This window comes from Halorubrum tropicale, from assembly GCF_001280455.1.
Classification (GTDB): Archaea; Halobacteriota; Halobacteria; order Halobacteriales; family Haloferacaceae; genus Halorubrum; species Halorubrum tropicale.
Genome location: NZ_LIST01000004.1, coordinates 1 through 22,958, shown reverse-complemented (window position 1 = coordinate 22,958; position 22,958 = coordinate 1). Strand labels below are relative to the sequence as shown.

The window sequence follows — 22,958 nt, the reverse complement described above, 5'->3', positions numbered from 1 at the left end:
TCACTTCTGTTGGATACTGAACGTCTCTAACAGCGGCTTTCGGAACACAATCATCAGGAGCAGCGGGGGTAAAAGCGTCAGCGTGGAGCCGGCCATCACGAGCGACCACGAGAGCTGTCCGCCCTGTACGTCGCCCTGTAACAGCTGGAGGCCGACCTGCGCGACCTGGTTCGCCTCGGAGTCGATGATGATCAGCGGCCAGAGATACTGGTTCCACGCGTAGACGAACATGATGATCGAGACGCCAACGAGGACCCCCTTCGACATCGGTAGCAACACGAACAGCATGAACTTCAGCGGGCCGACACCGTCCAGCTTCGCCGTCTCGACGATAGACGTCGGGATCGACAGGAAGTGCTGGCGGAGAATGAAGACCGTCGTCGCGCTTGCGAGGTATGGGACCGTGATTGCGAGGATCGTGTTGCTCCACCCGAGGTCGTTCATCAGCTGGAACAGTGGGATGAACCGGACGGGAACCGGCAGAAGCAGTGTGAACAAGATAAACAGGAACACGAGGTCTTTGTACGGGACCCGGTAGTAGACGATCGCCATCGCTGCGAACACCGAGATGATGAGTTTCCCGACGACAATCACGACCGACATCGCCAATGAGTTCCACATGAAGCGGCCGAATTGATATTCCACGAGCACTTCGCGGTAGTTCTCAACGGCGTAACCTCCGGGAAGGAGGTCGACAACGCTGGTGACGACCCCGGACTGTTTCGTGCTGACGGCCAGCGCGACGGCAATTGGGAACACCACCGCCACGACGAGGAGCAGGAGCTGGAAGTGGGTACCGAGATCGTCTTCGTTGATCCGCTGTGTCTCGTAGTTGCCTCTCAGCGCGTCGACCCGCCGTTTCGCGTATTGGAGTACTCCGACCATCTTAGCCACCGTAATATGAGTATTTGTCCGTGATCTGGAACTGGACGAACATCAGCACGCCAACAATGACGAACAACACGACCGACTTCGCGGAGGCGATGCCGAAGTTGAAAAAGGAAAATCCTTCTTGGTACAGGTTGAATATCAGGATGTTAGTCGCGTTCGATGGTCCGCCGCTCGTGAGGAGGTCGACAAACGCGAACGTGCCGAAGAAGGCGTAGATAGTGTTGATGATGACGAGGAAGAATATCGTCGGCGTCATGATTGGGATGTACACAGACACGAGCCGGCGCAGCCCGCCGACTCCGTCCAGTTTGGCGGTCTCCGTGAGCGTGTCCGGCACGTTGTTCATCGCGGCAATCATGAAGATCACATTGTAGCCGATCTGTTTCCAAATGGCCGCCAACGCCACCACGATGAACGCCTGCGACCCGTTGTTGAACCAGTCGACCTCAACGCCGAGCGATTCGATGGGTCCCGTCAGCACGCCGAGCGTCGGGTGAGTGATAAAGAGGAACACGAGCGCGCCGACCGCCGGCGGAAGCGCGTATGGCCAGATCACGGAAATCAGGTAGAGCCCCTGGCCCGTGTCAACCTCATGGATGAGGAAGGTCAGATACAGCGACACGCCGACGACGCCGACGACGACGACGGCCGCGAAGACGACCGAGATGATAATGCTCTGATGGTACCCCGAACTGGTCAATAGCCCGGCGTAGTTTTCGAGCCCAACGAACACCTCGGCCCGTCCAAAGCTCGAGTCGAAAAAGCTGGTCCGAAACGCCATCGCCGTCGGGTAATAGAGGAATACCACTGTGACGAGGAGCGTCGGCAGCAACAGCAACCCCGACTCGATCCGACTGTCGAATATTTCGCGTGTGGACATTCGTGTGAGATAACGTTGTGTGAGTTGGATAGGGCGTGGGTTCGAATTGTTTACAGCTGGCGTCGTCGGCCTCGTCAGTTGTAGTAGCTGTCCAGCACGTCTTCGACCTCTGTTTTGAGCGCCTGAACCTCGGCGTCCATGTCGTCGGCGTTCAGGATGTCGACGGACTTGTCCTGGATCACCGTCTGAACGTTCCGCGCCGGCCCGAGGAGCGCGCGCTTCGTTGCCGGGTCGCTCGCATCCCCGCTCTGGAGCTGATCGAGGGCGACGCCGTACATCGGGTTCTCTTCGAACCAGCCCTCCTCACGAAGCGAGTCGACCGACGGTTGCGTGATCGGATAGTACCCCGACCCCTTGTGCCACTGCGTCTGGACCTCCGGTTCGGACATGTACTGTAAGAGCTGGCCGATGTCCTCGTACCGCGATTCGGGGAGCCCGTCAGGTACGTAAAACGAGGCACCACCAATCACGGGACCGACGCGCGTGTCGCTGATGCTCGGATACGGGGCAGCGCCGACCTCGAAACCGTCCGAGTTGGCGATGAGGCCGGCGACCGATGCAGTACTCGTCAGCAGCATTGCCGACTCCTGTTCAGTGAAGAGCGACGTGGCCTCACCCCACGCCTCAATCCCCGGATTCGTGTAAAGATCGTCTTCGGCCATCCCCCTCCACCACTCGAACATGTCGTAGGCCGCGTCCGGCGTTCGGAACTCGGAGGGCTCGCCGGCGTGGCCGTTCTCGGCGTCCGTCATCAGTTCGCCTTCGAACCCGTACCACGTCTCAACGAACCACACGTGGTTCGGCCAGGTGATCCCGAACTGCGTCACGCCTTCATCGACGAGCTGCTCCGATGCGCTCCTGACCTCAGCCAGTGTCTGCGGTGGGTCGTCGGGGTTGAGCCCGGCCTCTTCGAAGGCATCCCGGTTGATGTACATGATAGCGTTGGAGTTGTTGAACGGGAGCGAGGCGAGTTCGCCGTCAACGGTGAAGAAATCCGCGACGTTGTCGAGAAAAACGCCCGAATCGAAGTCGTCGGGGAGAATCTCCTCGACGGGACGGACTTGGTCCGTGTCCAGCACCTGCTGTGCGAACAGACTGTCGACTTGAAGCATGTCCGAAACGTTCCCAGAGTCGAACGCGGACAATGTGTTCGTCAAGACGTTCTCGTAGCTGTCCTGGAACTCCATGTTAACCGGTTTCCCTGTCTCGTCTTCGAAGTCAGCCCCGATCTGGTCAAGCGTCTCCCCGTTCGTCCCGCCCATAGCGTGCCAGACGGTGAGTTCCTCGGCGATCGGAGAGAACTCCGCTTCGCCGCTGCCGCTGCTGCCTCCGAGGCAACCGGCAAGGCCTGTCGCCGCGGCGAGCGCGACACCGGTGGTCGCGAGGGTGTTTCTCCGTGAGATGCTATGTGAACGCCCGTGAGTTGGTGCCATACGCCTCACTGATCCTGAACGAAGTGTATAACTGTTGATAATAGATCTCCTGTGGGGTACGGTTCAAGATATGTTAACATGTATTAATCAATAGGAATACATACTACCTCGTATTGTTCCAGCACACAGCCGATGGGTCGGCGGCCGACGCTCACGCCGACAGCAGCGTCGAATAGTCGGCGATGAGCCCGTCGACGCCGGCCTCGATGAGGCGTTCCGCCTGATACCACGTCTCGACCGTCCAAACGTTGACCGCGCGGCCGTCCGACCGAGCGGCTTCGACGATGTCGGTGCCGCTGAACCGCGAGTCGTCGAAGAAGGGAGTCCGTTGGACCATCTCCGCAGGCGGGTGAACCGCCGCAGTGTCGTACCGCTCGGCGATGGAAATCCCGTCCTCAACCGAGTCCCATAGGATCGGCGCGACCGGATATGTTGACCGCTCGGCCGCGACCGCGACCGCCGCCTCGTAGAATGACGAGAGCAAGACCTCGTGATCGGTCGCGTCCAACGCCGCGAGAACGCGGTCGACGAAGGGGCTCCAGATCGATTTCTGCGCTTCAAGATCTCCCTCGGAGAGCTTCTCCCCGAACCGGAGCGACCCGTTACCCGGGTTCTTCAACTCGACGTTGACGCCGACGTCCGTCGGGATCGCAGCGAGCATCTCGTTGAGCCGGGGCACTGTCTCTTCAGTCCCGAGCACCGCCGCGCTCGTGACCGTCTCCGTGTCCGTCTCCCACACGACGCCGTCGACATCCGTGACCCCCGACCCGTCCCCGTCGCGACCCGCGAGCTCGTCGTCGTGGAACACCACGACATCGCCCTCACTGGTGGCGACGACATCGAACTCGACAAAATCGGCGCGGCCGCCGGGTCCCTTCTCACGCGTTGCCGCCCGCGCGGCTGTGAGCGTGTTTTCAGGGTTTTCCCCCGCGAACCCCCGATGCGCGATGAGCGTCGGGTTGTCCGTTGGCTTGGGAGGTGGGTCGTCGGTCACCGCCTGAGTGTCCCCATCAGTCCCGCCATCAGTCAGTCGACGTGTGCCACGCGCGACGGCGAGGCCGCCGATCCCTGTCGCGCCTGCCGTCCCGACTAATACTGCTCGACGACGGTGAGAATTGGCATCCGCGCAGGCGTCTCCGCCGACGCTTTTCACGTCAGCCCCGGCGGCGACGCCTTCCTCTATCTCCTCGAAGCGAGACCGAGACGAGACCTCACACGCTGGACACGCAAAATGATCCATAAGTTGGTGACGAGATTACGGTAATTAACGGCTGCTATGAGTGGTATTGACCGATACGTAATCGGCGAGCGAACTTCCCGTCGACTCCCGGCCGGCCCACACTTCTCCCAGAACGGCCCCGTTTCCGCCTCTATCTTCACGGACCTCTCCCCGGCATGGCTCGGTTGAAATCCTCTTCTTCAGACATATCGCCTCTCGAAACAGCTGTTCGGTGATGGCTGCGTACTGAACACTCACTGAGATTTGCTAGGCGTGATAAGCAAGGAGTAGAGCAGAGTACAAATCCCAGTTATTTCGCTCACTCGTATCACTAATGGAAGATAAAATGTATACACGCGAGGAGCAAGCTCAATCATCTGCCCAAGTGAGTTAACCCCGATTGAGAGCGTCATAGGGACGGCAGTGATGAGACCGAGGCCACAGGCTAGGTACAGCATCCGGATGCTGCTGTTCCGCTGATATCCCCTATAGGCGTGGAACACAATGAACAGCGCTAATCCGAGGGCGATAAGCGATACAGATAGCAGTAAAAAATAATCTGACGGCAGTTGTGTATCGGCCGCTTGGACCACGGACATCATAACCCCTCCCACATATCAGTAAAGCGGTCAGCGAGATCACCAGTCGCCTTCTCTGAGACCGTTATCTCAAATCCATCGTCAGTGAGACGGACGGTAAGTTCATCTAACCGTGCTTCGTACAGACTATAGTGAGTTCCATCGGGTTGTGCGACGCGTCGTTCAGCGAGAAGTCCGCATTCGATCAGTCGTTCTGTCCGCCGGTAGACCGTTGAAATTGAGATATCACATGTCTCGCTAATCTCTTTGGCTGACATCACATTGTTCCGTGTCTGTTGGAGGATTACCTGCGCGTACTGATCGTCAAGGAGATCGAGTATTTCATCTACGTCCGCTTCATCGGTCACGCCTGTACTCTCCTTGGCTGTGATAACGCAAGTTTCCTTGTGTTGAGACGGCCAATTGGCTGCTGTGTGAAAAATCATTCTGTTCCTCTGACGCAATTCATCCATTAGTTACTATCTTTCACTTACGTATGCTGTCGGACTCGCATGAACAACGCTGCGATCCCATACTGAATTAGCACGGTTAGGACAAACGCAATTCCACCGGTGTACTCGCCGGGAACCACACTGAAAGCGAGTTGATATGTGCCGATGAACAAACCTGTCGTGATCAGCGCAGCTGAGATAGTCCACACAGCTGCTGCGCTTCTTGAATATGCGACAGGCCAGTAACGCTCGTATGCGTAAGGAATGAACACCCCGATATTGAGTGCAAGAAGTAATCCTCCCGTAGTTGGATCGCCTATCTGAGCGAACACAAACAAGGCTACGACAGCAAGGATCACGGAAACAACACTGACCGAGAGATTGCTTGTCAGATCCTCTTTGAGACGCGCCCTAAGCGACTGGTTGTCAGACATGTATCCACGTAGATGGCTGGATAATAAGGCGTTTACCCGCATTCGCTGACTCAGCGAATCAGCACTCTTCCGTGGATCCTGTTACAACCCATCTGCCGCCGAAACAGCCGGTCGACAGCTTATGTTGACCGGCTACAGGCAGGACAGCCGCCGTTTCGCAGATACACCGACATCTCGGTGTTGCTCCCGCATGTGTTACAGATACAATCCATCGTGACCTCTACTTCAGGCTCCACTCCGTGTACCTGATCGTGTGTCACAGAGTGTGAGATAATCCCAGTAGCAATCGTTTCTGCCTTTGTCTCGATCTGTTGTAAACTCGCAACTCGTGAGCGGATATCATCGACCTCACGCTCATACGTAATATCACGATACTCTGTCAGATACGTATATATCGATTGATACGACACCATGTCCCCACCGACTTCGTCGGTGTCTACTCCCCTGCGATCGAGATCATATCCTGTCATCGATTTAGTATCGTCTTTGATGATCGCGGCACACTCCTCCACAAGTGATCTCTCCCAGATGATACCCGCTTCGCGGAGTGCTGCATCGAGCACACGGATGTTGAAGAATTCCGCGAGTTCACGACAAGAGCGGCGGGTACTCTCGGGCTTTGTCCATTCGGTAACCATTTCGTCGCCAATGTCGTCGAGGTCGTACTTGTCGATTACTCGAACAACCTTCGGTCGCGTACTTGTGGCGTTACGCATCGTTAGTGGACACAGTGAGATACAGGCGCTGATTCTGCTGTTCGACGCTACACGTGAGTTGGGATGCGGCCTCTTCACAGCGGGCGACGCGGATGTGTGTCCCCTCTTCGGTGAACTGGCGCTCGCAGATGGCGTCGGTTGGACGATCGCTTCCTGAGTGTTTCATCGGGACACACCCCGTGGTAAGAGGAGACGTCGGTGGTCGAGAAGCGATGCGGTCGGTGCGTAGTATTGTGGTGTCATGCGTGGTTCATCGGTGATGGTTTCGAGCGCTGCGGCTGGTCGGTGGCTGTGATGAGTTGGTGCGTCGGTGATTGCGGTACAGTCCTCCCGGCGCGGTCCCCACTGGTTCACCGGAAGGGCGGTGTCAACGGCAGTGCCAGTCAGGGCGTGTTGATCCCACATGTGGATGCGATGTGGGTGTCGCCAGTCGACTCCGAGTGGAATCCACAGAGTGGGGGCGAGACGGACTGAATGTGTTCGTGAGCGATGCGTCAACAGCGGGAGCCAGGAATGAGGCTGATCAAGGTACGGCGACGGCTGCGGTGACGGGTGACTGGGTTCGTCGGTGGTGACCCAGCGTCGGTGGCCATCTATCTGGACGGCCTGTACTCGGTCAAGCGCTTGGACAGTGCCAATCCGGCGATCATAGCTACTAGCCGCAATGTCGGCCCGCTCGAGTAACGCTGAGCGGCCGAGCGGCTCGTCGGCTCGAAGCAGGGTCGCATACAGCGCCGTCGCCGTTGGCACGAGATCGGGGCGGAACCGCGCGACAGAGAGCGTCGCCGCCGCGCGTTCAACCGCAGCCACGGTCGGAGCGTGAGACTCGTTCAGCGCACGCAGCAGGCTCACCACGACGTCGTACGGACACGCACGGCGAGTGGTGTCCGCCGGGCCGAACGAGCGCAGACAGCGCCGCACGAGCCGCTGTCGCTCGCGGGGTGTCCACTGGGCGTCGTGGGTCATCGCAATCTCGTCGATCACCCGCCGGATGGCGGGGTAGGTCGTCCCGTCGACGACCGGGATCGAGAGCGTGGGGGCAGTTTCGGTGCCCTCCGCGATCGCCTCTCGGACGGCGGTGAGCTCTGTGGTGAGCGCCTCTTCGATCGCATCGCGGAGATCGGTGATCGTCGGGCCCGCAAGCACCCACGACATCGTCAGATCCATCGTCGCGTCGGGCTCGACGTCGTAGGGGAGCCGCCGTCGCAGTTTGGGCGGGCGCTCTTCGAACAACATGCGGTAGCCCGAGTGAACACCGTAGACGGATTGTTTGGGTACCGTCTTCGCGAGGAACGTACAGAGCTGCCGGCGTTGCGTCGAGTTTCGCGCGAGCGCCTCGGTGTCCGGAAACCTCATTGTGGTCGTCAGATCGACGCCGATTGCGTGATACAGGTGAGTGGCCGAAGCGACCAACCCGTGGAGGGCTTCGAAGAGTTCGCTCCGGGCGGCACTATTGGTACTGCTCGTGTGTTCGCCGATCTTAGCGAGCAGTATATCGCGGACGGTCGTGATGCGTTCACGCCACGCCGCATACGTGTGCTCGTCCTCACTGTACCAGCCAACTTGGTGGCCCCGACACAGCACTCGTGGGGCGTCTTGTTCGAGATCACCGCGATGGATTGCCTCGAATGTGCGGCCGAACCGCGACGGCGTCAAGATCTTCGAGAGCGCCTTATCGCTGAGTAAGACAGCCGCGAGACGTCCCAGAGTGGCTAAGGGCCCACCCCACTGGAGGACGACCTGCGCCTCGCCAGAGGTGTGGCTCAGATACCCAACTCGGCCGTCATCGAACGGCGTTGGGGTGTCATCAACGAGTGTGACGCTATCGTCTTGGGCAGGGGTCCGAAATCGCTGGTGGAGGTGGGTTTCATCGACGGTGTCGGGCCCCCTGAGCCACTGGATGAACTCCCCGTCGGCGTCGGGGTCACCCGTCGCCGCCAGCCACTCCTCGAGTGAGGGTGGGGTGTCACCTGTGGAGCCCTCCGGGCGGGGCGACACTGTACTTGTGACATCGTGAGTGGTCGCAGTAAGATCGTCAGTCAGTCGGCGTTGTTCGGGGTGGACGAGGTCGCCGGCAGCGTCGAGATACCCAGCCACGGCCGTCTGACCGCGTTCAGAGAGGGTGACGCTGTGGTGGGTGCCCCGACGGTCGACGTCGACGAGCCCACGCGTCTCGAGATCAAGGACGTACCGGCTGACCGTCCCTGCCTCAATGTCGATCGCATGATCATGTTCGAGATCTTGGTAGGTTCGCCCGGTGGTGGCGTCGAGATTGGTGAGGAGACGTCGTTTCCCCGGTGTGCGTTCGAGCCCATCGAGCGCTTCCCAAGCGGGGTGGCACTCGTCGGTGGTCGGCTCGTGAGACTGAACGCGGTGGGGATGCGGGTGGGACCGATCCCGACTTTGCGTAAGATCGAGGTGGATTTCACACCACTGTGGGTACCGCCGGGTGAGGTGGCGTTTGAGCGCCGGAGAGACGACAACGCGAACGTCGAACCCGGCTGCGAGCACGGCGATGGCCGCGAGTGCGCGGACGCCAGTTCGGCGGTCGGTGAGATCGGTCCACGCCGACCCATCGAGTGCGAGGGTGATCGCTCGGGGGGTATGGTCGAACTCGCGGTGGAGCGCGACCGGTCCCTTAGCGAGCGCGCCAAGCCCGGCGTTGACTGCACCGCGCCCGGTGCCGACTGTATGAACGGTGTCGCGTAATTCGTTGTGGCGTTGTGTGTGATATGACGACTCGGTGTCGCCGTCGACGAGCGCCAACTCGGTAATCGACTGCGTGTAGGCGACGGCCTCGGCGGTCGCATCGTCCCACGTGTTCTCGAGGGAGTTCCACTCCGGGAGCGTGGTATCGAGGAGTGAGGTACTCGCCCGCCACGGGTCGGTGTGGGGTGTCTGGGTTCGGACTGTTTCTGTGGTCGCCTCACGAAGTTGGTCGAGGAGCTCGGGTATCCACTCGGTCAGCCGCGGCGAGACGCTTCCACAGTGGATGCCGGCGGCGCCATGCTGTGTAGTTGGACCCACAAGATGGACGCCACGCTCGTGGCCCTGGCCGACGGGCTGTGCGGGCCCGCGGCTGGCCTGCTTGTTTGCTGGCATCACTTGGGTGGCTCCCAGCAGTTGACCATCGCGACGAGCCGGCGGAGCAGCTCTCGGATATACTGGCGGACCGTTCGCGAGACAGGATCGACACTGCGGGCGATCCGGATCGCGGCCGCGATGTCTGGATGGTGTGTCTCGTCGACAGTCCGGGTCGCTCGGAAGAGCGCCGCCTTCACGCCGGCCACATCACTGGCAGTACTCGCGGTAAGCGCCCGCCGAAGGTGGGCGATCGTCGCGCGGGTGATGTCCGGATCGGCTGCTGGCTGTGTGGATGGGCGCGTTGGTTGGTGACCGGACCTCTTCGGTTGCGGAGGTTCGGTGCGGGGCGACGACCACATCAGTCATCACCCTCCGTCATCAGTGGGTCACCGACCGTCACCTGCGCCCGAGCGTCGCGCCGTCGCTGCCGGTGGGTCGCGTTCGGGACGACCTGCTCGGCGAGTGGCGTCTCCGGTGGCAACCAGCGGATCGTCGTCGTCGCTGGTTCGCTCACACCGAGTGGGACCGGGTCGACGAGAATCGGCCAGGTGGATTGGGTCGCAGCGTCTGAGGCGATTCCGATGCGCCCGACGACCAGCAGTTCGTGGACGCCGAGCGTGAACACCTCCTGCTGGCGGTGTTCGTTGTGCGCGCAGACGCAATGGCCAACTTCGTGGGTTTGCTGGTCTGCCGGTTTGAAGACGTACGCGACGACGTCGTCGCCCTCGGTAAACGAGCGCCCACAATGTTGACACGCACCCGACGTGGACGCAAGCGACAGCTGATCGAGACGCGTGGTGAGCTCGCTCGCGGGATGGACTGGCGGCGTCGAGCCGGTGGTGGAGTGTTGCTCCCGACTCATGGTCCCTTGTTCACGTGTGCGAGAGACCGGCCACAGTACCAGCCACACTGAGGGCAGATCCAGCCGTTGACAAACCGATTAACGAGCCGGTCACACTGACGGCAGCGCCACAGCTTCGTCATTGTGTGTAGGCCTCCACTGCCTGCTGGACGGTGATGTCGTCGTAGTCGCCGGTAAGGCGTTCGCGGGCGTCAAACCGGATGTGTGGACGGGTAAAGTTCACGCGGTCTCACCCCGGATCCACGCGTCGCGCTTTGCGAGTGCTGTCTGTGCCGCGTCAGTCAGGCTGTAGCTGTTGGTGCGGCCGTCGCGCTGGCGTTTGTTGATGAGTCCGTGTCTGACGAGTTCGTCAAGGTTCTGGTACAGCCGACTGTGGTTAATCGCTTCACCGTAGTAGGTGGTAAGATCCGTTTTCAGTGAGAGCCCACTCTGCTCGTCGGTTTTCGCGAGTGTGCGGAGGAGGTCCCGCTGGAAGGCGGTGAGGGTGGCTAGTGTCTGGCAGTCCGTAGCGCACTCTGGACTCATGAGCTGACCTCCAAGAAGGTGAAGTAGGTTGGTATGCCGTTCCGAGTGTTCGTGCCTTCGGTCAGTAGTGGCTGAAAAGCGCGTCCGCCAGCACCACCCTTGTGAGAGTCAACTATTGCCTTGTAGTTGGCCTCCTCACTATTGCTGATGGCGCCTCGAACTGCTTGTTTCAGCAACTCGTCTTCTCCACGGAACTCGCGGAGCGTGGTCTGGGCGACGTCGTGGCTCGCGCGGTCGGCGCGGACGAGCGTCGCGAGCGCTGCCGGGTACTCGTCAGTCAGAGTCGATGCCGCGTCTCGGACGGGAGTTTCAAGCCCCCGCGTGGTTTCGGCGTACATGGGTTTCGTGGCTGGTTCACGGAACCCCACACGGGCCGGCTGTTGGCGCAGCGCGGCCCGCGTCCTCCTCAGGCACGGCGTGTTACCGAAGATAGCCGTGTGGGTCCGTGATCGTAAAGTGTGGGTTCGAGGGTATTAAAATCTTCTACTAATAAGTTACATTAATGCTACTTATAAGTGCCTGGAGAATGTCGTACCAACACGACTATGAGACTGTTCTGAGGAACGTGGGCCATGCGAAAGCCGGCGGACTGGATGCAAATGCCAACTGACGATCGCATCCTCGAAGCTCTCGAAGGTGGACTTAGGCTCACGCCGGCAGTGATCGCCGAAAACATCGAGAAATCGCGGACTCACGTCAGTAGACGACTTTCTGATCTTACTGACTATGGATTCGTAAAAAAGCCTAAACGCGGCTACTACGAGATTACGGAACTTGGCCGGGGATATCTTGCGGGCAATGTTGATGCCACAAATTTGGAAAATGAATAAGTCTTGGTCCAACGTTTGAGACGGGAATACGATGATGTGAGTGTACGATTTAATTGAATAGAAGAGAGAGTCAAGACTGAAATCTCAGATGGCTTACTCCTTAGCAGAATCAGTTCTAATCCCACCTATATCAGCGGTTATCGGGCTTTGTGTCCACGAAATAACCCACTATTTTGTCGCAAGAAGGTGGACGGATGATGTGGCTATTGAATTCTCAATTATTTTCCCGACTATGGTGAAACTAGGTGACCCCCGAGATCTTTCGCCCACCCAGACGCGGGTATTCTGTGTCGCACCCACAGCTACGTGGGGTAGTGTCCTTACAACAGTCTTAGCCGTTCGAAGCCCTGGATTCTCCGTTTATTTGGTCGGATTTGTGTTTATACTTCTAGCTGCGGCACTTCCAAGCCCTGCTGATATATTTGGGTCCCTCTATCCACGTTCATTCACCAATGAGGCTCTAAAGAATGATTTCAGCAATATAGAGGCGCTAAGGTTCGTGCTTACAGAGACATATAATCGATTACGGGCCTCTCTTAAATAGCACTAGACAAACTTCCTGAGCAAGATCAGACTCAATTAATTTTGAATATGTGGCATTTTACTGAAGGTTTATGAGTCTCTACTAACATCTTGAATTCAATGGGAGTTGACGTTCGCGATTATATCCAGACCCGGATTGAGGGCCTGACTGAGGACTCCCAAGAGTTCTATTCACGGGTGCCGAGACAGACAAACGATTTTGACACGTGGTCTGCGCTGAAACTGATTCTACACTCTGCTACGGTCAACATGTACACGACCGTTCTTGCTCAAAACGACTATTTCAATGATCTCTACTATATCGATGCTCTGGCCGGATCTGGTGTTTCACAGTATGATGAAGAAAATCGGTGCTTCCTCGGATCTCCTCTTATCGCTGCGAAGGACGCTACGGTACCGTTCAAGAAAATGTTCTTCGTGGAGAAAGATCCTGATCACGCTGAAGCTCTTGAGCGTCGGTTGGAATACGCGTTCAATGAGAAGGGGGACAAGTACACCGAACCAGAGCAGTGGGAGGTGATGTGTCGTGACGCGAATAAGGCGATTCCAGACATTATCACTGGTATGTGGAGAAGTTTCCAAGACGATAATGGGCTGAATTACCTCTGTTTCATAGATAATCAGGGGATGGATGTCAAGTGGCCCGCAATTGAGAAATTAACGCCCACCCCGTATGGTGACCTTCTCATTAATCTACCAACTTCACAGGCAATCGGGCGGAACGTAGATACCTATCCAGAGACCGTTGGTGAGTTCTATGGATGTGATCTAGACACAGTTGAGATTCCGGATGTGGGAATGCGTGAGTTCATGCGAGACTTATACCTAGACCGATTGGCGGACCGAGAACGACCCGTTCAGGTCAACACGAGGGTGGAGGCCGATGTGGGGAGCTATTACTACGATATGATCTACGCCACTCGTGACATCGAGCACGGTAACGGTTACGAGGAGACGATCAAGTACGTCCGTGACTTCATTGAACAGGTTCACTCTGGAGATGTCGATAGAATTCTGGATGTCTTAGACGGCTCACAGTCTTCTCTCACCTCCTATTTGCCTGAAGATGACGAGGGAATCTCGGAGGAGCTATCCGAGGAGTCGGATGATGATCCGGGCCAGACTGCCCTAGGTGAGTTCTAATGATGAAAAAACAACCGTCATCAGATGAACTAGCGATACAAAAGGATCACAGAGGGTTTTGGGTCCGGCATCAAGGTAGATATGTGGACCTACTAAGCGACGATCCGACCCTGGACGAATTGAGGGAAGCGAGCCGACAGAACGGCAGCCCTCTTGATCGGATCAACATCCTCTCCGCGAACATTCAGTGTTCCCTCTGCGACTCTGATATCGAGGATAGGTACGGGTCTACCTCTTCTGGCGACATCATCTGTTGGGACTGTGTTGAGCAACAACAGATGGAAAGTGACTCACGAGGCGTTTCACATACCACAGATCCGACGAAGGCTGTAATTTCGTCTTCTGCGCTCCATCACAAGAATCTCTGTAACTACGTAATCAACGTTGCTACCGGGTGTACACACGGGTGTAAGTTCTGTTACGTTCCCAGCACACCGAACATCAAGGCCAGGGGAGACATGCTCAAAGAGCAAGTAGGTGTCAATAGCGGCCAGCAGGAGTGGGGGAGTTACCTGCTTTACCGAGACGATCTCCCAGACCGCCTCACACAGAAACTCGATCGAAAGCGAACGTGGGACTCCACTCCAGACGGGCGCGGCGTCGTCATGATTTCCAGCGGCACGGACTGCTACCAAGACCGCCGCGCCGCACAGATCACTCGTGGCTGCGTCATCGAGCTCGTGAAACACGAAAAGCCGGTCCGAATCCTCACCCGCAGTCCCGCCGTCGTCCGTGACATCGACGTGTTCAAAGCCGCAAACGGACTCGTCACCGTTGGCTCCTCGATTCCCTGCCTCGACGACGAGAAGGTTCGTTCCATTGAACCCGGCGCACCGGCTCCCTCCGCCCGACTCGACGCCCTCGAAGAGATCAGCAACGCCGGTGTCCCAGTCTACGTCTCCATGTCACCCACATATCCGACGCAGGACCGCGAGGACCTCCGCGAACTCCTCACCAAGTTCAAGGAACGCCTAGACCCTGACGTCGTCTTCCACGAGCCTATCAACCCTCGTGGCGGCAACTTCCAGATGACGGTCGAGGCCGCACGCGAGGCCGGACAGGAGGAACTTGCCGACGAGCTCGACAAGCTCCGCGACCGCGACCACTGGGTCGAGTACTCGAAGAAGCAACTGACCGCGGTGCGCGACATCGGTGACGACCTCGATCTCCCGATTCACCTCTGGCCCGACAAGGAATTCGTCAAACACGCTGGCGACGATGCGGAGTTCTTCCGCCAGGAACGCGAGAAGATGGAGTCGCCCGAAGACTATCCGAAGCTGCCCTCATCCGCGTAATCTCTTTTACTTCCACTTTCGCCGTGGTATCACCTCGATTTTATACTATTTGTAAAACGAGGTTACACTAGAGAGTCACCTATGCACCTTGACACCGAACGCGATCCGGACGGTGGGTGGTACGATAGATTCGTCCACCTCGTCGACGAGGACGGTCGCGTCGTCGAGGAGCTGGGCAAACATCCGACGCTCGACGAACTGCGCGAAGCCGAGCGTCAATACGGCGATCGGCTCAACCTCTGGCAGCAAGGACTCGTCTGTAAGGAGTGCGGCAACCAGATTACCGACCGATTCAGCGCGCGTCCTGACGGACACCTCCTCTGTTGGGACTGCGCGTCGTCGGAGGATGGCGAGGAGAAGGGTGGACTGACGGTCAATGTTGACCCGACGAAGACGGTCCTCAGCGAGTCGAAGCTCAATGAGAAGAGCCTCTGCGATTACGTGATCAACGTCGCCACGGGCTGCCGACACGGCTGTAAGTTCTGCTACGTCCCGTCGACGCCGGCGATCGACAGTCGCGACGAGATGCTCGGAGAGAAGGCTGGGGTAGAGGACCCTCAACGCGACTGGGGCGACTACCTGCTCTACCGTGATGACCTCCCTGAGCGTGTTCACGAGGGACTTCAGAATACGGACTTCGAGAAGGAGTGGAAGGTTACGCGGCGGGGGCGCGGCGTCGTGATGCTTTCGAGCGGGACTGACTGCTACCAAGATCGACGAGCGGCGCAAATCACTCGGGGATGCGTTCGTGAGCTCGTCGAGGCAGATATTCCCGTCCGAATCCTCTCGCGAAGTCCGAACCTGACTCGTGATATCGATTTGTTCCAGGAGGCTGACGGGCTCGTGGCTGTTGGAACTTCGATACCGTCGTTTGATGCTTCACTCGTCGACGCACTCGAACCGAATGCGCCGCCTCCGATGGCGAGGTGGGAAGCGCTTGATGAGCTATTCCGGGCGGGAGTTCCGCGGTTCGTTTCGTTCTCGCCGACCTATCCGACGATGGATCGAGACGAGATTCGGGAGGCGCTCTCGTGGTTCGCCGCGGTCGATCCGGACGTGGTGTTTCACGAACCGATGAACCCTCGTGGTGCGAACTTCGACATGTGTCTTAAAGCGACTCGTGAGGCCGGTTACAACGATGTCGCGGAGGAGCTAGAACGCATCCACGACCATGGTGAGTGGACAAGGTACGCGATCGAGCATATCGAACTTGTGCGAGAGATTGCTAAAGAACAGTTTAGTGGTCTCCATATTCACTCATGGCCCGATCGAAAGCTGATCGATGCGGCGTCCAGAAACAAAGAGCAGCGTCTCAATCGACTAAGACAGGAGGCCTCACCGGAGCCGTTTACTCAGGCAGGACAGTTTTAGACCAGTCCACATGGATTGATCAGCATCCGAATCGTCCAACTAATATCCGGACATACTGACTTGCCCCGGCAAAACGTTCCATAATATCTCTATCTGATCGTCATAATCCTCTTTGATCGACGCTCTTCTGTAGCACATTGTTGATTTCAGAGAGTGGCTTTGACGGCGTGTTTGAGCGCTTTTCGTCCGGGTTTGCGGTAGAGTTCTCGTCTAAGTTGGAACGCTCGGAGATACTGTGTGAGGCGATCTTTTGAGATGCCTCGATGCGGCGAGAGCCACCGTCGCGCCAGCGACGCGTGGCTCTCGCAGGTGTTCACGTGGACCTCCTCGTCGGCGTACTCACCGTCTCCGTGAACGACGTATTCGCGGTCGAATTTCTCGTCTTCAATAAGCGGATCGTACGCACGAAATCCGTCGGTATAGACAGTGAGAGGCTCCTGCTGGCGGTCAGCCAGCAGGAGCCGGATCGTCGATTCGTCTGCGGATTTCGCCGGCACAACGTACCGTTGCTCGGTGCCGCGATCCACGAGGACGAACACGGGTGGTTTGTCTTGGTCATACGTTCCGCGTCCACGTCGTGAGAGGCCGCGAGAGCGCGACCAGCGGTCGCGCTCGCGGCCTTTCAAGCCGGCAGAGACGTAGAACTCGTCAATTTCAACCGGGCCACGGMGATCGAGTGACGGCGCGTCGAGCGCTTCGGTGAAGCGCTCGACACGCCTGTGGATCGTTTTGTAGGTGACATCGATTTCGCACTGTAGTTGCCTGAGACTGGTGTTAAACCGCAAAAACGCGTAGATCGAGAACAACCATCTGCGGAGTGCGATCTTCGAGTGAGCGAAGATTGTGCCGGTCTTATCGTTGAACGTGCGGTCGCAATCCTTACAGAGATACCGCTGAAAGTGCCCGTAGCTGCCGTTTCTGACCGTTCGGTCAGAACGGCAGCGAGGACAGGAAACGCCGTCACGCCAGCGAACCTGCTGTAACAGGTCCGCTGCGACCGATTCCGACCCAAACGCATCTAGCGGAATCATCCGTGTCGGACACCGCTGACGCGGTGTCCTTGTCCTCTTCGACACGACAGCGACAGCTCGCCAGTATCAACAATCTCCTACAGAAGAGCGTTGATCGAAATATGGTACAGAGCTAGTGTGACTCCCGTAATAATGGCAAATATCAACGACATATGACGACTGATATACGAAATTATGCTTTCTACTCGCTTAGTTAGCTTTGTGCCGTCTATCTCGACATCTATATTTTTCTCGTTAATATTGAGTGCGTCATCAAAGTTGAGATTATAATTGGCATGAGCGAAACCATTCCGAATATCGGAGGCCATCGGTGTCTCGTCAAAATCACTATCATTAAGTGACTCCTCAAAGCTCTTGCCTAACCCATTTTGCGTAGCATATGAACTATGTTGATCGATTAGAATTAGCGCTTTTGTGAGGAAATCTAGTCCCCTGTTCAATTCCTCATACTCTGATATACCATGGATTGATTGGGATGATTGTATACAGGTATTCAGTACATTTCCGAAATATTGACGCTCTCCGCCATCATATAACCGATTCCTCCAGTCACCATCAGATCCGGAAAACTCATCGAGTAGATCATTCAGTACTGCTGCGTGGTATCTCATTGGTCCTTCCAGCTCCTGAGCATAGATTGGCGCAAAGATGTGGACCCCCGCTCGCTTTGTGGTATATGGTTTATTTTGGTCCTCACTGGCCCAATCTAACCAGTCATTGAGAAAAGAGTGGTACACTCTTGAACGCTCATAGAATGTCGCAATGTAGTTAACTAATTCTTCAGAATTGAACGAATTGCTTCCGCTGCTATCCAAATTCTTTCCTAAATATAGCGGTACGAGGGCTGAATTAATATAGAGTTCTCTCTCCCATTCGTTGTCATAGTCAATATCAAAGATTGGCTGTAATGGCTTCTTGTCAATAATAGGCTCAACAAACTCATAATCCTCTGGCTCAACCATACCATTCACCTCATTTGGATATTAATAAATCCTTATCCAAAATCGACTTTTTCCATCTGTGGTTCTCAAGAAATCCTGATATGGCCTAATCTGGCGCCATGGTTAGATAAATAATTGATAATCCAACCGTTTCAAGAGACCACTCTCACAAGATTTGTTTATGAGCGAAGTGGTCTACGCGATTCGGATTTCTCACCTCGAATACTCCGGGCTCAAAGTCATGGACGTCAAGATCGGCAAGTCCGCCGACACCGAGAACACCCTCCGCCAGTACAGCCGGGGCAACCGCGATATCGAACTACTCGACATGTGGACGTCGAACCCCGACAAGACCCTCTCTACCGCCGAGCGCGGCGCCCAAGCGGTCGTCAAGCAGTACGCTTGCGACAAACAGAGCGAGAAGTTCGTCTTCCTCCAAGGCGCGTGCTAGAAGTTCGTGAGGAGCGTCGAAGGCTGCTTCAGCCTCGTCGTCGGGTCCCCGGTCGGCAATGCGCCCGTCGAGGCAGTAGCCGGAGAAGAGGATTTAATTCCGGCAGGGACCGCTTGCGATCGTCGCTCACCTCGTCGCATATCAAGCTTACACGTCAGCGCGATTAAACAGGTGATAGAGAAACTCACAGATTTCGAAGGATTGCGAGCCGAGTCCGAACTTCTCAGGTAGCGACTAGCACTGGCTTTTGTTTCGCGCCGCCATCGGCACCGGGCGCAGCGCTGAACGCCGGGACAGTGTTCTGATTTCAACGCTCTCAACGGATCGGTGCCCGAGAATTTGGCGCGACGGCTTCGATGCCGTCGGCACTTCCACTTTCACTGCACATCCATGGCTCACTCCTTTTAGTTAACTCCCCATCCACGCTACCATGCAAACCCATTCCCGACGACCGACCGCCGATCTCCCGGAGCTCGCGCCGGGCGTCACGCTCGTCGACGTCGACGACGAACTCGGAGTCACGCCCGTCCAAGCACTCCTGCTCGACCGAGTACTCAGTAGGGACGCCCCCGCGTTCTGGGTCGACGGCGCGAACAAGGCCAACACGACCCGCCTCCGCGAACTCGCGCCCGCCGATCGCGTCCTCGACCGGATCGAGGTGGCTCGCGGGTTCACGGCCCACCAACACACCGCGCTGCTCGACCGATTGGCTGGCCGGCTCGCCGCCCGCGAGTCGCCCTCAGTCGTCGTCGCAACCGGACTCGACGGCATGTACCGCGCCACCGACGTTGACAGCGAACTCGCCGAGCAGCTGTTCGTCCACGCGATCGCGTCGGTCGCTCGCGTCGCCCGCGTCCACGACACACCGGTCCTCGTGACGCGGTGCCGCGACGATGAGTTCTCGACGCCGCTCCGCCGGGCCGCGACGACGCACCTCCAGTGTGAAAAGACCCCCTTCGGGCCGCGCTTCGAGGACGCCGCCGGCGACACGGAGACGCTCGTCTACCACACCGACGACGGCTGGTTCCAAACGACGCTCGCGTACTGGCAGGAGGTGCTCGAACACCGCGCCCGGCTGTACGAGGGAGCGACCGTCGACCGCGCCGCAGCCGCACCAAGCATCCAGTAATGGGCCGGACGAACCCGACGTACCGGGACCAGTTGAGCGCGATCGAAGACGACTGGCGCGCGTTTCGACGCGTCCTCCGCCGGCAAGACAAGCCCCGATTCGACCGGCTTTTCGTGTACGCTCGCGACCACGCCGACGCCGCGGGGAACCTCAACCCCGCCGACCCACTGGCGCCGGTGTGGATGGCGATCGCGCTCGAACAGGAACGCCGGATCGCCGAACTGGAAGACGAAGTCGAGTCGCTCACCGACACATAACGTGACGCTCACGCTGGAGTACCTCGGTGACGGCCGCGTCGCCCGATGGACGCTCACCCCGGACGGCGCCGCTCGCGAGGTTCACGAGGCCCATCACCCGACGCTCTTCGTCGGTGACTCGGTGGACGATCTCTACGGGCGATCGGGTGGTCCGGATCCGGCGCCGCCGTCTCGGGACGGACTCTCGGACGCGCTCCGCGAACTCTGGTCGTTCCTCGATGGACAGGAGGCTATCGAGCGGCTCAGCGTCGAATCACACCGGCAGACGTTCCGGACTGCCGCCCGCCCCTTGCTCCGCGTCGACGCTGCCTCGATCGAGGCGGTCCGGATGGTCGCAAACCGTGTCCGACAGTTTGGACAGCCCGACACCTACACGTGTTACAACGTCGATTTTACCCGGCAACTGCGGTTTTGCCTCGAAACAGACACCCGAGCCGCGCCGGACCGATCGGCTCGTGACCTGCGGACGCTCCATCTCAACTTCCCACGCCACGAATCGGACATCGAGTCGCTACCGCAACTCGCTGTCGAGGGTGATTGCGTCGGGTCCTCGCCGGGCGAAACGATCAGTGGCGTTCAAGCGGCGCTCGACGACCACGATCCCGATGTCCTGGTCGTCTCGACGGCAGCGCTCGTGCCGCTCCTGTTCGAAGCAGCCGACGTCTACGGCGTCGACCTCAAACTCGGTCGACGTGACGGCTACACAACACTCGCCGGCGAGTCGACGTACACGTCGTACGGCACCGTCGGACACTCGCCGGCCCGATACACGGTCCCCGGCCGGGTCATCGTCGACGAGGCCAACTCGTTCTTCTACCACGAGTCCGGGCTGGAGGGCTGTCTTGATCTCGTTGAGCGCTCCGGGCTTCCCCTACAGGAACTCGGGTGGGCCTCAATCGGGCGAGTGCTAACAGCAATGCAGATCCGAGAAGCCAGGGATTGCGATGTACTCGTGCCGTGGCGCGCGTGGCGCCCGGAGCTGTTCAAGCGGGCGTCGACGCTTGACGACGCCGATCGGGGCGGCACGACGTTCGCCCCCGATGTCGGTCTCCACGAGGATGTCCACGAACTCGACTTCGCCTCACTGTATCCCAACATCATCCGAACTCGGAACATCTCCCCGGAGACCGTCCGCTGTGGGTGTTGTGACACCGACGACGTGCCGGGGTTGGACTACTCCGTCTGCGATCGGGACGGCTACCTACCGGAGGTCCTCGGACCATTGATTGACGCCCGGAGTGAGATCAAAGAAGAGATACCCGACGTCGCCGGCGACGAACGCGAGCGACTGGAAGCGGCCTCTTCAGCGATCAAGTGGATCCTCGTGTCTTGCTTCGGGTATCAGGGCTTCTCAAACGCCAAGTTTGGGCGGATCGAGTGCCATGAGGCGATCAACGCCTACGCTCGTGAGCTCCTCCTTGACGCCAAAAGCACGTTGGAGGAAGCGGGCTGGCGGGTGGTGCATGGCATCGTCGACTCCATCTGGGTAACACCCGCCGACGATCGCGAGCAGCGCCCCTTAGAGGTGGTCGCCGCCGAAATCAGCGCGGAAGCGGGTATCGAGTTAGAGTACGAATGCGCGTTCGAGTGGGTCGCGTTCTGCCCAACGCGAAACGGTGAGTCGGGAGCGCTCACTCGGTACTTCGGGAAGCGCCGTGGTGAGGCGTATCCTGAGGCGGGACTCGGCGATGCACTCAAGACGCGAGGCATTGAGGGGCGGCAGCGATCCACGCCAGCGTGGGTCGAAGAGGTCCAAAGCGAGGCGTTGCGCGTGTTCGACGAGACGCGCTCGCCAGAGGCGGTGTGTGATGTCCTCCGGCGGCACCTCCGCGAACTTCGGGAGGGAGGAGTGGATCCCAGTGCGCTCGTCGTCGACAATCGCGTCTCGAAGGATGTGGATCAGTACTCAATGGAGACGCTTACCGTCGCTGCCCTCAAGCGGGCACAAATCGAAGGGTCGGGATTGGCTCCTGGACAAACTGTCCGGTATGTCGTTGTTGATGCGGACGCACGAGGTGCATCGCGGGTCAGGTTGGAGTTCGAAGCCGTACCACGGTACGACACCGGGTGGTACGAGGACATCGCTGTACGCGCCGTTGAGAGCGTGCTGGCGCCGGTCGGCTGGCGGGAAAAAGAGATCAGACAGTACCTCAGTGAGACGAAAGACGAGACGCTAGCGAGTTTCTGAGAACAGCAGGCTGCGCTTTGTGCCGTTCCTTCTAATGCCAGTCAGAATTGGTCGCGCGCCGCCTCCGTTGCGAGCCAGTGTGCGCCGATCAGTCTGGTCTTCACCTACGTCGCCCTCTGGTTCAGTCGGGTAGTATATCCGAAAATTCTGCTGTGTTGACTCGATGGAAACGCTGCTACCCTAGGAGAGCGTGAAACAAGATATGGGGCGCAAGAGACCGACCGCTATTCCGTGCCTCAGAGCACGTCGTGTTGACTGGTCCGTGTGCGAAAGGAGCCGAGTCATGGGCGCTACAGCCCGGATGCCGCGCCCCGCGGCATCCGGGAAAGCCCGAATAGGTGAATCTCTGCTTCACGCACTGGCGTCCCGGGTGAACAAGCTATGTACCTCGGAATCGACGTCCACAAACGGTACGCACAGGTGGCAGTGATGGATGAGGCTGGGAAGATCGTCGAAGAGGTTCGCGTTGAGAACGCGAACCTCGACGAGCTCGCCCAGCGGTACGCCGGCGCACAAGCCGTGCTTGAGGCGACTTCCAACTACTACCACATCCACGACACGCTGTCGGAGCACTTGGATGTGACCGTTGCTCATCCCAAAAAGATCAACCAGATCGCAGACACCGACAAGAAAACAGACCGCGTGGACGCAAAAGAACTCGCGCGGATGCTCCGGTTAAACTCGGTGCCTGAAAGCTACGTTCCA

24 protein-coding genes are annotated in these 22,958 nt (G+C 58.3%); 9 read left to right on the top strand and 15 right to left on the bottom strand.

Annotated elements, in window-relative coordinates; all coding sequences use genetic code 11:
* From AMR74_RS10350 to AMR74_RS17220, 13 genes are all read right to left on the bottom strand, one after another.
* A complete protein-coding gene (locus AMR74_RS10350; RefSeq protein ID WP_053771993.1) occupies window positions 1-885 on the bottom strand; it encodes a carbohydrate ABC transporter permease in 885 nt (294 codons plus the stop codon).
* A gap of 1 nt (window position 886) precedes the next feature.
* Entirely contained in the window at window positions 887-1,771 is an 885-nt protein-coding gene (locus AMR74_RS10345) for a carbohydrate ABC transporter permease (RefSeq protein ID WP_053771992.1), read from the bottom strand.
* A 74-nt stretch (window positions 1,772-1,845) separates the two neighbouring features.
* Window positions 1,846-3,033, bottom strand: coding sequence for an ABC transporter substrate-binding protein (locus tag AMR74_RS10340; RefSeq protein WP_053772358.1), 1,188 nt, complete (start codon window positions 3,031-3,033; stop codon window positions 1,846-1,848).
* A gap of 322 nt (window positions 3,034-3,355) precedes the next feature.
* Window positions 3,356-4,444: a glycerophosphodiester phosphodiesterase gene (locus AMR74_RS10335; RefSeq protein WP_240471153.1), complete on the bottom strand. Its 1,089-nt coding sequence runs from the start codon at window positions 4,442-4,444 to the stop codon at window positions 3,356-3,358.
* 233 nt (window positions 4,445-4,677) lie between these two features.
* The gene (locus tag AMR74_RS20040; protein ID WP_077152293.1) at window positions 4,678-5,022 is read right to left on the bottom strand and encodes a DUF7521 family protein; all 345 of its coding nucleotides are present in this window, start codon (window positions 5,020-5,022) and stop codon (window positions 4,678-4,680) included.
* A complete protein-coding gene (locus tag AMR74_RS17230; RefSeq protein WP_077152292.1) occupies window positions 5,022-5,369 on the bottom strand; it encodes a winged helix-turn-helix domain-containing protein in 348 nt (115 codons plus the stop codon). The genes AMR74_RS20040 and AMR74_RS17230 overlap by 1 nt, the downstream gene beginning before the upstream one ends.
* 122 nt (window positions 5,370-5,491) lie before the next feature.
* Window positions 5,492-5,887, bottom strand: a complete 396-nt coding sequence (locus AMR74_RS17225) for a hypothetical protein (protein ID WP_077152291.1) — start codon at window positions 5,885-5,887, stop codon at window positions 5,492-5,494.
* A gap of 119 nt (window positions 5,888-6,006) precedes the next feature.
* A complete protein-coding gene (gene rdfA / locus AMR74_RS18500) occupies window positions 6,007-6,603 on the bottom strand; it encodes a rod-determining factor RdfA (RefSeq protein WP_137704831.1) in 597 nt (198 codons plus the stop codon).
* Window positions 6,604-6,765: 162 nt separating this feature from the next.
* Window positions 6,766-9,705, bottom strand: a complete 2,940-nt coding sequence (locus AMR74_RS19570; protein WP_240471152.1) for a plasmid replication protein RepH — start codon at window positions 9,703-9,705, stop codon at window positions 6,766-6,768.
* Window positions 9,705-9,884: a hypothetical protein gene (locus AMR74_RS10315; RefSeq protein ID WP_053771988.1), complete on the bottom strand. Its 180-nt coding sequence runs from the start codon at window positions 9,882-9,884 to the stop codon at window positions 9,705-9,707. Before AMR74_RS10315 ends, AMR74_RS19570 begins: the two co-directional genes overlap by 1 nt.
* Before the next feature lie 161 nt (window positions 9,885-10,045).
* Window positions 10,046-10,549, bottom strand: coding sequence for a hypothetical protein (locus tag AMR74_RS10310; protein WP_053771987.1), 504 nt, complete (start codon window positions 10,547-10,549; stop codon window positions 10,046-10,048).
* Window positions 10,550-10,768: 219 nt separating this feature from the next.
* Window positions 10,769-11,074: a helix-turn-helix transcriptional regulator gene (locus AMR74_RS10305; RefSeq protein ID WP_053771986.1), complete on the bottom strand. Its 306-nt coding sequence runs from the start codon at window positions 11,072-11,074 to the stop codon at window positions 10,769-10,771.
* Entirely contained in the window at window positions 11,071-11,412 is a 342-nt protein-coding gene (locus tag AMR74_RS17220; protein ID WP_077152290.1) for a hypothetical protein, read from the bottom strand. The genes AMR74_RS10305 and AMR74_RS17220 overlap by 4 nt, the downstream gene beginning before the upstream one ends.
* 234 nt (window positions 11,413-11,646) lie before the next feature.
* On the opposite strand from AMR74_RS17220, the gene AMR74_RS17215 reads away from it, so the two are divergent.
* From AMR74_RS17215 to AMR74_RS10290, 4 genes are all read left to right on the top strand, one after another.
* A complete protein-coding gene (locus AMR74_RS17215; RefSeq protein WP_077152289.1) occupies window positions 11,647-11,904 on the top strand; it encodes a winged helix-turn-helix domain-containing protein in 258 nt (85 codons plus the stop codon).
* Window positions 11,905-12,546: 642 nt separating this feature from the next.
* The gene (tcmP, locus tag AMR74_RS10300) at window positions 12,547-13,590 is read left to right on the top strand and encodes a three-Cys-motif partner protein TcmP (protein ID WP_053771985.1); all 1,044 of its coding nucleotides are present in this window, start codon (window positions 12,547-12,549) and stop codon (window positions 13,588-13,590) included.
* Between the two features lie 83 nt (window positions 13,591-13,673).
* Window positions 13,674-14,885, top strand: a complete 1,212-nt coding sequence (locus AMR74_RS10295; RefSeq protein ID WP_240471151.1) for an SPL family radical SAM protein — start codon at window positions 13,674-13,676, stop codon at window positions 14,883-14,885.
* Window positions 14,886-14,966: 81 nt separating this feature from the next.
* Window positions 14,967-16,256: an SPL family radical SAM protein gene (locus AMR74_RS10290; protein WP_053771984.1), complete on the top strand. Its 1,290-nt coding sequence runs from the start codon at window positions 14,967-14,969 to the stop codon at window positions 16,254-16,256.
* 146 nt (window positions 16,257-16,402) lie between these two features.
* On the opposite strand, the gene AMR74_RS17210 is transcribed toward AMR74_RS10290, so the two are convergent.
* Window positions 16,403-17,287: an IS1595 family transposase gene (locus AMR74_RS17210; protein ID WP_077152288.1), complete on the bottom strand. Its 885-nt coding sequence runs from the start codon at window positions 17,285-17,287 to the stop codon at window positions 16,403-16,405.
* Window positions 17,288-17,364: 77 nt separating this feature from the next.
* Window positions 17,365-18,249 carry a hypothetical protein gene (locus AMR74_RS18495; RefSeq protein ID WP_139042994.1) on the bottom strand — a complete coding sequence of 295 codons (885 nt, stop codon included), beginning with the start codon at window positions 18,247-18,249 and terminating at the stop codon, window positions 17,365-17,367.
* 160 nt (window positions 18,250-18,409) lie between these two features.
* On the opposite strand from AMR74_RS18495, the gene AMR74_RS10280 reads away from it, so the two are divergent.
* The 5 genes from AMR74_RS10280 to AMR74_RS10260 form a co-directional block, all read left to right on the top strand.
* Window positions 18,410-18,679 (top strand): hypothetical protein, encoded by a 270-nt coding sequence (locus AMR74_RS10280; protein WP_240471150.1) that lies wholly within the window; start codon window positions 18,410-18,412, stop codon window positions 18,677-18,679.
* A gap of 430 nt (window positions 18,680-19,109) precedes the next feature.
* Entirely contained in the window at window positions 19,110-19,808 is a 699-nt protein-coding gene (locus AMR74_RS10275) for a hypothetical protein (protein WP_053771983.1), read from the top strand.
* On the top strand, window positions 19,808-20,065 hold the full coding sequence (locus AMR74_RS10270; protein ID WP_053771982.1) for a hypothetical protein: 258 nt from the start codon (window positions 19,808-19,810) through the stop codon (window positions 20,063-20,065). The genes AMR74_RS10275 and AMR74_RS10270 overlap by 1 nt, the downstream gene beginning before the upstream one ends.
* A 1-nt stretch (window position 20,066) precedes the next feature.
* A complete protein-coding gene (locus AMR74_RS10265; RefSeq protein WP_053771981.1) occupies window positions 20,067-22,253 on the top strand; it encodes a type B DNA-directed DNA polymerase in 2,187 nt (728 codons plus the stop codon).
* Window positions 22,254-22,634: 381 nt separating this feature from the next.
* A partial coding sequence (locus tag AMR74_RS10260; RefSeq protein ID WP_139042993.1) for an IS110 family transposase occupies window positions 22,635-22,958 on the top strand: 324 nt, incomplete at its 3' end.